Genomic DNA, 13,610 nt, shown 5'->3' with positions numbered 1-13,610 from the left:
ACCATGAACCAAGCGGTATTGGGACGTAGACAGTTTTCCGTGGGCCTGGGTGCCGCAGCGCTGGGGGGCTTTAACCTGGCGCATGCGCAAAGCGAAGGGCGCATTGTGTTGGGCCAGTCCGCAGCCTTCACCGGCCCTGCCGCGCAGTTGGGCGTGCAGTTCAACCTGGGCGCCAAGCTGTTTTTTGACCAGCTCAATGCCCAAGGCGGCGTGGGCAAGCGTTTGGTAGAAATCCGCACCATGGACGACGGCTACGAGCCCGACCGCTGTGCCGAAAACACCCGCAAGCTGATTGCCGACGATGTGTTTGCACTGTTTGGCTACATCGGCACCCCCACCAGCCTGGCGGCCATGCCCATCTTTACCAAAGAGCGTGTGCCGTTTTTTGGGCCGTTCACCGGTGCTGAGGCCCTGCGCCAGCCGTTCAACCGCCTCATCTTTCATGTGCGCGCTTCGTACTACGACGAAACCGCGCTCATCGTGCGCCAGCTCACCAACCTGGGCCTCAAGAAGATCGCGGTGTTCTATCAGAACGACGCGTATGGCAAGGCCGGACTCGATGGCGTGACCAAGGCCTTGACCGAACTCAAGCTGGCACCGGTGGCAACGGCTACGGTGGAGCGCAATTCAACCGACGTCAAAACCGCAGTGGAAAAGCTGGTGCCCGCCATGCCGGATGCCATCGTGCAGATTGCGGCCTACGCTGGCAGCGCGGCTTTTGTGCGCGCCGCGCGCAAGGCAGGCTTTGGCGGCACGTTCTACAACGTGTCGTTTGTGGGCACGCAGGCGCTGGCCGACGAGCTGGGCAAAGACGGCGCGGGCGTGGTGGTGTCACAGGTGGTGCCTTCGCCCTACCAGCCGTCACGCCAGATCACGCGCGAGTTTCTGGAGGCCATCAAGAAGGGTGGCGACAAGGTGCAGGCCAACTACTCCAGCATGGAGGGTTTCCTGGCGGCCCGTGTATTCACTGAAGGCCTGCGCCAGGCCCAGGGCAGCGGCAAACTCACGCGCGACAGCCTCATCACCGGCATTGAGTCCATTGGGAACCAGGTGATTTCGGGCTTCCCGGTGTCGTACAGCGGCACCAGCCACGCGGCGTCCAAGTTTGTGGAAATGTCGATGCTGACGGGCGACGGGCGCGTGCGGACCTGATCGCTCTGGTCTGCCACCGGGGCGCTTTCTGGCGGTGTGTCTCCTAGGGCCAATGCGGATGGCGTGCTCTCCACGCCGCTCCTATATTCGCGCCCACTGCGCCGCGTTCGGGGCAGGTCCGGGAGGCGGCGATGGTTGTCAAACACTCTGCAGCACGGTGGGGCCGCGCGCTGTGCGTGGTGCTGCTGTCGATGGGCGCATCCGTCGCGTGGGCGCAGGCAACGGCGGGTGTCGCTGCCGCAGCGCCCATCGTGCTCGGGCAGTCCGTGGCACTGACGGGGGCGGGCGCGGCGCTGGCGCTGCCCTTTCAGCAAGGCGCCAAGCTCCATTTCGACCGGGTGAATGCCGCCGGGGGTATCAGTGGCCGGCCTATCGAGCTGGTCACGCTGGATGACGCAGGCGTCCCCGAGCAGGCCGCCGCCAACACCCAGAAGCTGCTGGCGCAAAACCCGCTGGCGCTGTTTGGCTACTACGGCTCGCCGCAGGTCGCGGCCAGCTACAAGCTCATCAAGGACAGCGATGTGTTGTTGTTCGCCCCCATGGCGGGTGGCGACGAGTTCCGCGGCGCGGTCTACCCCAACGTGTTCACGCTGCGCCCCGGCTATTCCGAAGAAGCGATGGCCGTGATGCGCCATGCCGCTACGCTGGGCGCGCGCAAACTGGCCATCCTGCATGCGGCCGATAGCGACTCGATGGCGGCGCTGGAGTCGGCCGAGAACACGCTCAACGGCCTGGGTGCCAACCTGGTCTTCAAGGGCGCCATCACCGCGCCGGACAAGGCCTTGGCTGCCAAGCCTGAATCGCTGCTGGTGATTGGCGACGCGCGCAGTGCAGCCGCCGCCATCCGTGATCTGCGCGCGCAGGGTTTTCGTGGGCAGGTGTACGGGTTCTCCAACACCGGCGAAAGCCTGCTGGCCGACCTGCTGGGCAGTGCGGGCGCGGGTGTGGTGGTGGTGCGTGGCGTGCCCCGCAGCGACAACGCCCGTCTGGCCATCGTGCGCGACCTGCAGGCCGACGCTGCGGCGGGCAAACTGGGCAAGCCCAATGTGTACATGCTGGAGGGCTACATCGCCGCCCGAGTGATGACCGAGGCGCTGCGCCGCATGGGCAAGGACATCACACGCGCCCGCCTGCGCAAGACGCTGGAAACCATGGAAGAGCTGAACCTGGGCGGCTTTCGCGTGCACTTTGCGGGCGAGCGGGTGGCGTCACGGCTGCTGGAACTGGGCCTGATCGACGCCCAGGGACGGGTGCGGGAGTAGCTGGAGTAGCAGGGCCGCCGTCCGCCACCCCGCACTGCCTGTTGGTCAACCCAGCGTGCGGGTGCGCGCCAGCCCCTGCATGAATGCCTCGCACCGGGCCAGCTGGTCCAGGCTCACATATTCGTCAGGCTGGTGGGCCTGCTGAATGCTGCCTGGGCCACACACCACGGTAGAGATGCCTGCGTTCTTGAACAGACCCGCCTCGGTGCCAAACGCCACCAGCGTGGTGCCTGCTTCGCCGCTCAGCTCTTGCGCCAGGCGCGTCACGGGGTCGTCCTTGCTGCCCAGAAAGCTCGGGATCTCGCAGATGGTTTCAAAATCAAACCCCGCTGCGGGCGCCACCTTTTTCATGGCAGGCTCTAGCGATTTGGCGTAGGCCACCATCTCCGACTGCATCTGCTCCGCGTTGGCCGTGGGCAGGTCGCGAAACTCATAACGGAACTCCGCGTCGCGCGGCACCACGTTGTCGGCAATGCCGCCATGGAACTGGCCCACGCTGGTGGTGGAAAACGGCACGTCAAAGCCTTCAAACCGGGGCTCGTTCTTCTCGAATCCTTCGCCCATGTCGCGCAGACGGCTGACCACACGGGCGGCCATCTCAATGGCGTTGACCGATTGCGGCGTGAGGGACGAATGCGCCTCTTTGCCGCGCACGCAGCACTTGTAGCGGTACACACCCTTGTGCGCAATCGCAGGCACCATGCTGGTGGGCTCACCCACAATGCAGGCCAGCGGCTTGATGCCTTCGTCGCGCAGGTCGGCAATCAGCTCCTTCACGCCAAAGCAGCCGATCTCTTCTTCATAGCTGAACGCAAAGTGCAGCGCAAACGGGGCGTCGCTGTTCAAAAACTGTTCGGCGTGCGAGACGGCAATGCCGATGAACGCCTTCATGTCGGCACTGCCACGGCCATACAGGTTGCCGTCTTTCACCAAGGCGCTCAGCGGGTCCATCGTCCAGTCCTGCCCGTCCCATGGCACGGTGTCGGTGTGGCCCGACAGGATCACTCCGGCGGGTTTGCCCTCGCCCAGCGTGGCAAACAGGTTGGCCTTGGTTTTCTCGGCGTTGTAGGTCAGGCGGCTTTTGACGCCCAGCTTGGCCAGGATGTCGCGGATGAAGTGAATCAGCTCCAGGTTGGAGTTGTGGCTGACGGTGTTCATGCGCACCAGGGCTTGCGCAAGTTCGAGGGCGTAGGGTGAAATCATGGAGGGGTGTGATGAATAACCCGTGCTGACACGAGGGGCGGAGTCGGGCTAGACTGTCAGATCGTAAGGATACATATCATGAACGTTATTGACTCCATCGTCACCCAGGCGGCCAGTATTGCAGCGGTGCGCCGGGACATTCACGCCCACCCTGAGTTGTGCTTCGAAGAAGTGCGCACCGCCGACGTGGTGGCGCAAAAGCTCACCGAATGGGGCATTCCCATCCACCGCGGCCTGGGCAAGACCGGCGTGGTGGGCATCGTCAAGGGGCGTGACGGCGGCGCCAGCGGCCGGGCCATTGGCCTGCGCGCGGACATGGACGCCCTGCCCATGCAGGAGTTCAACACCTTCGCCCATGCCAGCGTCCACAAAGGCAAGATGCACGCCTGCGGCCACGACGGCCATGTGGCCATGTTGCTGGCGGCGGCGCAGCACTTTGCCAAGCACCGCAACTTTGATGGCACCGTGTACCTGATCTTTCAGCCCGCCGAAGAAGGTGGCGGCGGTGCCCGCGTGATGATCGAAGACGGCCTGTTCGAGCAGTTCCCCATGCAGGCCGTGTACGGCATGCACAACTGGCCCGGCATGCCGGTGGGCACGTTTGCCGTCAGCCCCGGCCCGGTGATGGCATCGACCAGCGAATTCAAGATCACCTTGCGTGGCAAGGGCGGCCACGCGGCGCTGCCACACACGGGCATCGACCCGGTGCCGATTGCCTGCCAGATGGTGCAGACCTTCCAGACCATCATCAGCCGCAACAAGAAGCCGGTGGACGCGGGCGTGATCTCGGTCACCATGATCCACGCGGGCGAGGCCACCAATGTGGTGCCCGACAGCGTCGAGCTGCAGGGCACGGTGCGCACCTTTACTGTGGAAGTGCTCGACATGATCGAAAAGCGCATGCGCCAGGTGGCAGAGCACACCTGCGCCGCGCACGACGCCACCTGCGAGTTCGAGTTCGACCGCAACTATCCGCCCACCATCAACTCGCCTGCCGAAGCCGAATTTGCGCGCAAGGTGATGATCGGCATCGTGGGTGAGGAGCGGGTGCTGGCCCAGGAGCCCACCATGGGGGGCGAAGACTTTGCCTACATGCTGCAGGCCAAACCGGGCGCCTACTGTTTCATCGCCAACGGCGACGGTACGCACCGCGAGATGGGCCATGGCGGCGGCCCCTGCATGCTGCACAACCCCAGCTACGATTTCAACGACGACCTGATCCCGCTGGGTGCCACGTACTGGGTCAAGCTGGCCGAAGAGTGGCTGGCACAGCCCACCACCTCGGCCTGACGCTTGTTGCCTTGACCCCACCCCGGGCGCACACCGCGCGTGCCCGGGTTTTCTTTTTTCCTCTCTCCCTCTTTTGTGAAAGCCCACGCCCATGACCGGACTCGTCGACGCCTTCTCGCCCAGCTACGCCCAGGCCCGCAAGAAGTTTCTGGAGGCCGCGGCCGCAGCAGGCCTGCCGATTGAATCGCATGCGCACCCGCTCAAGGGCCGCGACGGCGAAGACCTGGCGATGGACGTGGTACGGGACGGCCCGGTGGACGCCGACAAACTGCTCATCGTGAGCAGCGCCTGCCACGGTGTGGAGGGTTACTGCGGCAGCGGTGTGCAGGTGTTTGCGCTGCACGACGCCGAGTGGCGCGCCAAGGCGCATGCCGCGGGTGTGGCCACGCTCTACATCCATGCGCTCAACCCCTATGGTTTCTCGCACGTGCGCCGCTTCACGCACGAGAACGTGGACCTGAACCGCAACTTCCAGGATTTTTCCAAACCCCTGCCCGTGAACGAGGCGTACCGCGAGGTGCATCCCTTGTTGCTGCCCGAGCAATGGCCTCCGTCAGCAGACAACCAGGCTGCCGTGATGCAGTACATCGCGACCAAGGGTGAGGCCGCGTGGCAGGCGGCGATTTCGCAGGGTCAGCATGAGTTTGCGGACGGCATCTTTTTTGGCGGTACCGAGCCCACCTGGAGCAACCGCACGCTTCGCGGTGTGCTGCACAAGCATGGCGCCAGCGCCCGCAGCATCGCGTGGATCGACTTGCACACGGGCCTGGGCCCCAGCGGCCACGGCGAGCGCATCTATGCCGGCGAGGACGACGCGGTGTCCATCGCCCGCGCCCGCGCGTGGTGGGATGGCGGCGGGGCCACGCCAGTCACGTCGATCTATGACGGATCGTCCACCTCAGCATTTCTCACGGGCCTGATGTGGGGCGCTATCTATGACGAATGCCCACACGCCGAGACCACCGGCATCGCGATGGAGTACGGCACGGTGCCGGTGCTGGACGTGATGAACGCCGTCCGCGCCGAGCAATGGCTCAATCTGCACCCCGACACCCCCGCAGACAAGGCCGCGCAGATCAAGGCGCAGATGCTGGCCGCGTTCTACACCGACACGCCGGAGTGGAAGGGCCAGATCGTGAGCCAGGCGCGGCAGTCGATGTTTCAGGCCGTGGATGGGTTGGCAGCCTAAATTTGAATGAAAATGGCCTCTAGCGCTTGATGGATAAGCGCTAGTAGCTATCAAATTTGAGTATTTTGAGGGTTGCTCAGCCCCCGCCGCCGCCAACGGTCGCTGCGGGCTGCGGCGTTACCATCGCGCATCGCCGCCACCGAGTGAAGACATGCCCCCCAAGAGCGCCCCCCTGAAAGACAACACCAAAGCCGACGCCAAGCCCGTCAAAGGGGTGCGATTGCGCCCCGTGCCCGCCGTCAGCCGGTCTATCGCCATCCTGCGCTTGTTGGGGGACAACAAGGCCGGAATGGGGGTCAAGGCCATTGCCGACACGCTGGATCTGGTCCCCAGCACCTGCCTGCACATTCTGCGGGTGCTGGTGGCAGAAGAACTGGTGCATGTCGACCCGGCGTCGAAGCGGTATTCATTGGCGGGCGGAATGATTGCGCTGGCGCGCAGTGTGCTGGCGGGCAGCGGTTTTGCGCAATTGGCGCAGTCAGCGCTCGACAAGATTGCATCCACCTTCAGTGTGACCGCCATGGGGGTGGAGGTGACGCCCAAACAAAGCGTGGTGGTGCTGGCCCTGTCCAAGTCCAGCCAGCCGTTTCGGCTGCACACCGATGTGGGCAGCCAGTTCAATCACCTGGCCAGTGCCACCGGGCGCCTGATTGCTGCCTGCGGCGACGAGAACTGGACCCAGCTGCGCAAGAAGTTCCAGGCGATCCAGTGGGACAAAGCCCCATCGTTTGACACCTGGAAGGAAGAGGTCGAACTGGCGCGGGTGCAAGGCTGGAGCGTGGACCGCGACAACTTCATTGGCGGTCTCACGGTGGTGGCGGTACCCATTTTTGATGCGTCCCGCCGCTTGACCCACACGCTGGTGGCCGCGGGGTTGTCCAGCCAGCTCAACCCCGCCACCACCGTCAAGGTGGCCCAGGCCATGCAGTACGAGGCCAAGGCCGTTGCGGACCTGATGCTGGCCCGCGGCGGTTGATGTCCGCAGCGCTGCCGCTGCCGTTACCGCGGTTGCTGCAGCGCATGCCCACCCGCGCGGTGGGCCCGCGAGTGATCAGTCTGCCTTCAGCCCTGCCGCCTTGATCAGCGGCTGCCACTTGGTGCGCTCTGCCCGGGCGAAATCCGCCAGCTGTGCTGGTGTGCCGCCGGCCGGTTCAAAGCCCAGGTCCAGCAGCTTTTGCTGGGTTTCGGGCCGGGCGAGGGCCAAGTTCATGGCGGTATTGAGGCGGGCGATGATGGGTGCGGGAGTGCCTTTGGGCGCATACAAGCCGTTCCAGGCAATCACTTCAAAACCGCTGATGCCCTGGTCTGCCACGGGCTTCACGCCCGGAGCCAGGCTGCTGGGCTTGCTGGAGGTCACCCCGATGGCGCGCACCTTGCCCGCCGCCAGGTGCGGTCGCAGGGCGGTGGGTGTGTCCACCATCACCGGCAACTGTCCGCCCAGCACTTCGGTCATTGCGGTGCCCGAGCCTTTGTACGGAATGCCAAACAGGGCGGCGCTGGAGCGCTCCTTGAGCAGCTCTACCACCAGCCGCGCTGTGGTGCTGGGCATGGCGATATCGGCCGAGCGTGGGTTCTTTTGCACCGCGCCGAACAGGTCGGCCATGGATGTCAGGGAAGAGTTGGCGTGCACGGCGATCACCATGGGGAAGGTGCCCACCAGCGCCACCGGCTCAAAGTCCTTGTCCGGGTCAAACGCCAGTTTGGCGAAGAGGTACTGATTGAGCACGTGGGTGGCGTTGGTGCCCATGGTCAACGTGTAGCCATCCCCCGCAGCCTGGCCTGCCAGCTCGGTCCCCAGGTTTCCGCCAGCGCCCGGCCGGTTGTCCACGATGATCGGCTGGCCCAGGTCTTTGGACAGTTGTTCGGCCAGGTAGCGTGTGGCAATGTCGGTGCCCTGTCCCGCCGGGTAGGCCACCACGATGCGGATGGGCTTGTTGGGATAGGGCGGGGGTGAGGCGCCGGCCGGTAGCACGGCAGCGGCACACGCGAGGCTCAAGATGGCAGCGAACACTTTCATGATTGTCTCCTTATATAGGTATTGGTATCAAAGTCACGAGGGCGATGCGGGACAAGGCGCTGCGCCGGATGTGCGCAGGGTGGAAATCTCCTGTGTTGAAAAACCCAGGCGAACAAGGATGTCGCCGGAGTCTTGTGAAAAAGTGGGCGGGGCTGCGCCCGGCTGGTCGGGGGTGGCTGACAGGCGCATGGGGGCGCGCAAGCCGGTGTAGTTGCCTCGCCGCACCAGCATCTGGCGGTGCTCTGTGTGAGGGTGATTCAAGGCTTGGGGCAAGGAATTGACCACGCCTGCCGGTACGCCAGCGCGCATCAGTGACTCGCACAGTGGGCCGCCGCCCAGGCTGGCAATGGCGTTTTCGATCACCGCCTTGAGCTCGGCGCGGTGTGTGACCCGCGCCGCGTTGGTATGGAAACGTTCATCACTGACCAAGCCTTCTTGGCCAATGTGGCTGCAGAACTTTCGGAACTGTCCGTCGCTGACGATGCCGATAAACACCTCGCCATCGTTCGCGCGGAATTTCTCGTACGGTGCGATGTTGGGGTGTGCGCTGCCCAGCAGTTCAGGCGATTGGTGGGACGAAAACCAGTTGGAGGCATGCGGCAGCAGCAAGCTCATGGCCGTGTCGTACAGCGTGGCTTCTACCCGTTGCCCCAGCCCCGTTCGCTGGCGCGCCTGCAGTGCCAACAGAATGCCGGACAGCGCGACGTAGCCTGTGAGGTGGTCCACCACGGGCAGCCCTATGCGCGTGGCGCCGCTGGCAGGGTCACCGTTCACGCTCATCAGCCCACACAGCGCCTGCAGCACAGCGTCGTAGCCCGGCAGGCCACCCAGCGGGCCGTCCTGACCGAAGCCGGTGATGCTGCAGTAGACCAACTTCGGGTAACGTGCCGCCAGCGTCTGCTCGTAGCCCAGGCCCCACCTTTCCAGGGTGCCGGGCATGAAATTTTCAACCAGCACATCGGCCTCGCTGAGCAACCGGTGCAGCACCTCCTGGGCGTCGGGCATGGACAGGTCCAGGCTGATGGCCTGCTTGCCCCGGTTCAGGGCCGAGAAGTACGCCGCGCTCCCCGAGCTGTCAAACGGCGGGCCCAACCGGCGAGTTTCGTCCCCCGAAGGCGGCTCGACCTTGACGACTTCGGCGCCGTGGTCTGAAAGAATCTGGGTGCACAAAGGGCCTGCGAGAACCCGGGTCAGGTCAACAATTCGCAGGCCCTGCAGCGCACCACCGCTGGTGGTGCGCATGGCTCATTGGCCTCGGCTGGGCAAGATCACGATACCGGTGCCCAGCACCGACAGTTCGTCGTCCTGGTTGCGGGCCTCTTGCTCGATCTCGACCATGTGTTTGCCGTCTTCCACCCATTTGCGCGCCACTTTGCCCTTGATGAACAGCATGTCGCCCTCGGGGTTGTGGCGGCGGATTTTGCAGCTGGCCTTGTGCAGGAAGCCGGTGTCGCCCATCCAGTTGGTCAACTGGTGGGTGAGCCACGAGGTGCGCTCCGGGCCGTAGTCATAGGCGCCAGGGGCGCCGACTTCCAGCGCGAAGTCTTCTTCCCAGTGCACACGCTCTGGGCAGTCTGGAATGCCAAAACGGTTCTTGATGCCGACGCCAGGGTGCGCGTCGATGAGCTTCCAGGCCAGCTTGTTGGCGCGGATGTAGAGGCCGCCCCAGCCCTGGGCGTAGGCAATGAACCCGGTCACCGTCATCGGTCCCTTGAACATCACGGGCAGTGCCTCGCCTTCTTTCACATCTTCCCAATAGCGGGGTGTCGCACCGCGGATTTCCTCGTCGCGGTACAGCTTGTAGGCTTCCGCCAGCTCTTCATCGGTGTAACGGCGTGGCTCACGTGAACGCGCTTCCTTGTACTTGGTGCCGACTTCGCGGGCATGGTCGCGCTCGGTGCGAAAGCACCAGCTGTCGGCCTCGGCCACCTTGTCCCCCTGCTGGTTGAAGAAGTCCACGTGGTAAATCTGCTGCACGGCACGGCCCGCAAACTTGGTCTGGTGTTCGATCAGGTCCTTGAGATGGGCTTCTGTGCTGATCACGTCATTGCGGTGCACAGGCTTGTGCCAGGTCCAGTCGGCGCCCGACCACATAGCGTGCACGCCAGGCAGGCCGCCCACATAGCCCGACACGATGCGGCTGGTGGAGAACAGGAAGCTTGGCAACGCCACGAGGCCGCCGTAGTGCGATTTGGCCGCGTAGTCCGGATCGCACCACAGTGGGTTGTCGTCGCCAATGCCGTGTGCATAGTGGCGAATGTTGTCGCGGGTGGCTTCGTAGCACCATGGCTCGGCCGTCTGTCCGATCTTGATGCCAATGCGTTGTCGCAGCTCATCGAGCCCGCTCTCGGTGATCTTAGGGAAGCTGCGTTGGGTGGTTTCGGACATGGACAAGTCTCCTTGGTTGTAAAAGTAGGCCGGGGTGAAAAAGGGAGGGGGAATCAGGCGGTGGCCGCCGCAAGGCTTGCAAGCTCGCGCTCGCGAAGCACCTTGCGGTGGACTTTTCCTGCGGGGGTTTTGGGAAGCTCCGCCACGAAGGCCACGTGGCGCGGGTACTCGTGCTGGCTGAGCTTGGTGCGCACCAGCTCCTGGATCTCTTGGGCAAACGCCTCATCGGCGCCGCGGCTGCTCACGACAAAGGCCTTCACCACCTGGCCGCGCAGGGCGTCGGGCACTCCAATCACGGCGGCTTCCAGCACATCGGGGTGCATCAGCACCACGTTCTCGATCTCGACCGCGCTCATGGTCCAGCCCGCGGAAATGATCACGTCGTCCGCGCGGCCCCCATGGTAGAAATAGCCATCGGCATCGGTGCGCCCGAGGTCCTTGGTGGGCACCCAGCCGCTGCGGCGCCACACCATGAGTTGGCCGGTAACGCCCGGCGGGCAGACATTGCCTTCGGGGTCGTGCACCTCGACACGCGTGCCCGGAACGGCCTTGCCCAGCGAGCCACGCTTGACGATGAAGTCGGGAGCGCCGGGGTAGCTGACCAGCACGACGCCGATTTCGGTCGTGCCATACATGCTGCAAACCTCCAGGCCAAAGGTCTTCCAGATGTAGCGCGCCGTTTCGTCATCGATGGGCTCGCCTGTGAACGACAGCTTCTCGAAGCTGAAGCGGAAGTCGTCCGACTTGCCGCTGTTTCGCATCATGCGGTAGTGCGTAGCAGCGGCCGACATGTTGGTGAAGCGGTGCTCTGACAGCGCTTTCAACAAGCGCTCTGCATTGAACCGCCCGCTGTAGGCACCTACCGTCAGGCCCAGTGCCAGCGGGGCGAGCGTGCCGTGCCACAAGCCATGTCCCCAGGCGGGCGAAGAGGGGCAGAAGAATCGGTCTCCAGGGCGCAAACCCGTGCCATACAGCGCCGCCACCATCAAGGTGACCAGCGCGCGGTGGGTGTGTTTCACCGCCTCGGGCAACTCCCGGGTGGTGCCCGACGTGTACTGGAAAACCGCCAGGTCATCCGCCCGTGTCTGCACGGTGTAGCTTGCAGAAAACGCCTGCAGGCGCTCGGCAAAAGCGGCGTGGAACACGACGGTGGTGGTCTCGGTGATCGAGTGGGCGACATCGGCCTTTTGCTCGTTGGTGACCAGCAGGCGCGGCTGGCAGTCGTTCACACGCAAGCGGATGCCGTCGGGGCCAAACAGCGTGAACAGTGGCACCGCAATGGCGCCACGTTTGATGACGCCAAACATGGCTGTGTAGAACGCCCGTGAGGGCTCCAACATGATCGCGACGCGCTCGCCCGGCAACACGCCCTGCTGCTCCAGGTAGTTCGCAAAACGCGACGAATCGGCCGACAGCTCTGCATAAGTCAGCACCTCGTCTTCGCCAGTGGCATGCGCAACGATCAGCGCGTCGCGGCCCGACGCCGCATGCCGGTCCACACATTCGTGGGCAATGTTGCAGAACTCGCGATTGCCATCAAACAGCTCCCAAAGCCGGTCGGATGAAAAGAGCGCCTGGGCGTCCGCATAGCGCAGGGTGTCAGTCAGTCGTGTCATGTCTTTGGGTCTGCAGTGGTAGTGCTATGCAGTTTGTGTATTTTGAATTGTTTTGTCAATAAGCACTTTAAATTGTATTGGTACAAAAAATTGAAAGCAGCATCAAATCTGTTCCGGTGGTTTTGAGGGAGTGACTCCGTGCCTCTGATTCATTCCAGTCCGTCGGAGTGGTTTGAATACGCGCCGCGCATTGGGGTGTGGCGAAGAGCCCGCGCAGCAGCAACCGCACTGCGGCTGTGCGGTTGGATTCGCGATAACGGGGTTGTGTCTGGAGGCGTCGCGCTAACTTGCGCATGTGACTGAGCCGCCTGCGTGGGCGGCGCCTTAGTCACCTGGGAGCGGGCGTGTTGGTGCGCGCTGCGTTGCGATCAAATGCAGGGCGTTTTGGCGTCGCGCAGAGGTGCCCAAGCCGCCTGCGCTGCAACGCGGTCAGCGATGGTTGGAGAGAACTTTGAGAATGGCCTGCGCCATCAAAACGGGCGTGCCATCCACATCAATGGACCCGCGCAAGAAGACCGTGCCGCGCGTCCTGTGGGAGATGCTGGCACGCGCCTGCGCAAACTGCCCCGCCTCTACCGCACCCAGAAACTGGGTGTCCATCTGCACCGTCACGCAGGGCTGGCGGTCGCAGGCCTCCCAGGCCGTTGAGCTGATGGCATGGTCGAGCAAGGTCATCAATGCGCCCCCATGAACGCGGGCTGCAGGGTTCAGATGTTGCTGATCAAACAGCATTCCGTAGGCCCATCCATCAGACTCCCGCCGCGTCCACAAAGGCCCGGCGGTTTGAATGAAACCTGGCAGGGTGCGCTCTTGCCATCCGACGGATTGCAACTGGTGACGAAGTGCGGTTGTCATGGCGGGTGGCTCCTGGGGGTGGCGTTCGGGAAAAAAATTCTACATATGAAATCAGATTGCGTATGTACAAAATTTTTGCCGTCTACCAACGACTGGGAGATCGCAAAAAAATTCTTACAACCCCAGTTCCGTCAGCCCCGGATGTCCGTCCGGGCGGCGGCCCAGTGGCCAGAAAAACAACCGTTCCGCCGCGGCGATGGGAAGGTCATTGATGCTCGCGTGGCGCACGGCCATCAAGCCCGCATGGTTGAACTCCCCGTTCTCGTTGCCGTAGCTGCGAAACCATTGGCCTGCGTCGTCATGCCATTCGTAGGCAAACCGCACAGCAATGCGGTGGTCGCTGAAAGCCCAGAGTTCCTTGATCAGGCGGTAGTCCAACTCGCTTGCCCACTTGCGCTCCAGAAACTGCTGTGCGGCGGCACGCCCCACCGGAAACTCGGCGCGGTTGCGCCAACGGGTGTCTTCGCTGTAGGCCAGAGCCACACGGGCCGCGTCGCGCGAGTTCCAGCCGTCTTCGGCCAGGCGAACTTTCTGGATCGCAGTCTCCAGGGTGAAAGGGGGCGGGGGCGGGCGGCCTTCCATGGGCGTACCTCGGAGTGGTTTAGATGTAGACAGATCTGTCTATGTGTGCATCATAA

12 protein-coding genes are annotated in these 13,610 nt (G+C 63.7%); 5 read left to right on the top strand and 7 right to left on the bottom strand.

Going from position 1 to position 13,610, the window contains the following annotated elements; genetic code table 11:
- Window positions 1-3: 3 nt before the first annotated feature.
- On the top strand, window positions 4-1,152 hold the full coding sequence (locus ACK41V_RS13520) for an ABC transporter substrate-binding protein (RefSeq protein ID WP_409783116.1): 1,149 nt from the start codon (window positions 4-6) through the stop codon (window positions 1,150-1,152).
- 131 nt (window positions 1,153-1,283) lie between these two features.
- A complete protein-coding gene (locus ACK41V_RS13515; RefSeq protein WP_409783115.1) occupies window positions 1,284-2,414 on the top strand; it encodes an ABC transporter substrate-binding protein in 1,131 nt (376 codons plus the stop codon).
- 45 nt (window positions 2,415-2,459) lie between these two features.
- Here the strand turns inward: ACK41V_RS13515 and argE are convergent, their stop codons facing one another.
- Window positions 2,460-3,617: an acetylornithine deacetylase gene (gene argE / locus ACK41V_RS13510; RefSeq protein WP_409783114.1), complete on the bottom strand. Its 1,158-nt coding sequence runs from the start codon at window positions 3,615-3,617 to the stop codon at window positions 2,460-2,462.
- A gap of 78 nt (window positions 3,618-3,695) precedes the next feature.
- Here argE and ACK41V_RS13505 point away from each other — a divergent pair, with 78 nt between their 5' ends.
- The 3 genes from ACK41V_RS13505 (at window position 3,696) to ACK41V_RS13495 (ending at window position 7,072) form a co-directional block, all read left to right on the top strand.
- Window positions 3,696-4,907 carry a M20 aminoacylase family protein gene (locus ACK41V_RS13505; RefSeq protein ID WP_409783113.1) on the top strand — a complete coding sequence of 404 codons (1,212 nt, stop codon included), beginning with the start codon at window positions 3,696-3,698 and terminating at the stop codon, window positions 4,905-4,907.
- Between the two features lie 91 nt (window positions 4,908-4,998).
- Complete coding sequence (locus tag ACK41V_RS13500) at window positions 4,999-6,096, top strand: M14 family metallopeptidase (protein ID WP_409783112.1); 1,098 nt, start codon at window positions 4,999-5,001, stop codon at window positions 6,094-6,096.
- Between the two features lie 151 nt (window positions 6,097-6,247).
- The gene (locus ACK41V_RS13495) at window positions 6,248-7,072 is read left to right on the top strand and encodes an IclR family transcriptional regulator (RefSeq protein ID WP_409783111.1); all 825 of its coding nucleotides are present in this window, start codon (window positions 6,248-6,250) and stop codon (window positions 7,070-7,072) included.
- 75 nt (window positions 7,073-7,147) lie between these two features.
- Here the strand turns inward: ACK41V_RS13495 and ACK41V_RS13490 are convergent, their stop codons facing one another.
- From ACK41V_RS13490 to ACK41V_RS13465, 6 genes are all read right to left on the bottom strand, one after another.
- Entirely contained in the window at window positions 7,148-8,113 is a 966-nt protein-coding gene (locus ACK41V_RS13490) for a Bug family tripartite tricarboxylate transporter substrate binding protein (protein WP_409783110.1), read from the bottom strand.
- A 33-nt stretch (window positions 8,114-8,146) separates the two neighbouring features.
- Entirely contained in the window at window positions 8,147-9,355 is a 1,209-nt protein-coding gene (locus ACK41V_RS13485; protein ID WP_409783109.1) for a CaiB/BaiF CoA transferase family protein, read from the bottom strand.
- A 3-nt stretch (window positions 9,356-9,358) separates the two neighbouring features.
- Window positions 9,359-10,501 carry a MaoC family dehydratase N-terminal domain-containing protein gene (locus ACK41V_RS13480; protein ID WP_409783108.1) on the bottom strand — a complete coding sequence of 381 codons (1,143 nt, stop codon included), beginning with the start codon at window positions 10,499-10,501 and terminating at the stop codon, window positions 9,359-9,361.
- 53 nt (window positions 10,502-10,554) lie between these two features.
- Window positions 10,555-12,117 (bottom strand): acyl-CoA synthetase, encoded by a 1,563-nt coding sequence (locus ACK41V_RS13475; RefSeq protein ID WP_409783107.1) that lies wholly within the window; start codon window positions 12,115-12,117, stop codon window positions 10,555-10,557.
- A 429-nt stretch (window positions 12,118-12,546) separates the two neighbouring features.
- Entirely contained in the window at window positions 12,547-12,972 is a 426-nt protein-coding gene (locus tag ACK41V_RS13470) for a PaaI family thioesterase (protein WP_409783106.1), read from the bottom strand.
- 114 nt (window positions 12,973-13,086) lie between these two features.
- Window positions 13,087-13,554 (bottom strand): DUF1348 family protein, encoded by a 468-nt coding sequence (locus ACK41V_RS13465; RefSeq protein WP_409783105.1) that lies wholly within the window; start codon window positions 13,552-13,554, stop codon window positions 13,087-13,089.
- Between the last annotated feature and the right edge of the window lie 56 nt (window positions 13,555-13,610).

Origin of the sequence: Acidovorax sp. (genome assembly GCF_046291265.1) — a bacterium.
Lineage (GTDB): Bacteria > Pseudomonadota > Gammaproteobacteria > Burkholderiales > Burkholderiaceae_C > Acidovorax.
Note: the sequence above shows the minus strand (reverse complement) of the source record. Positions and strands in the feature narration are given on the sequence as shown.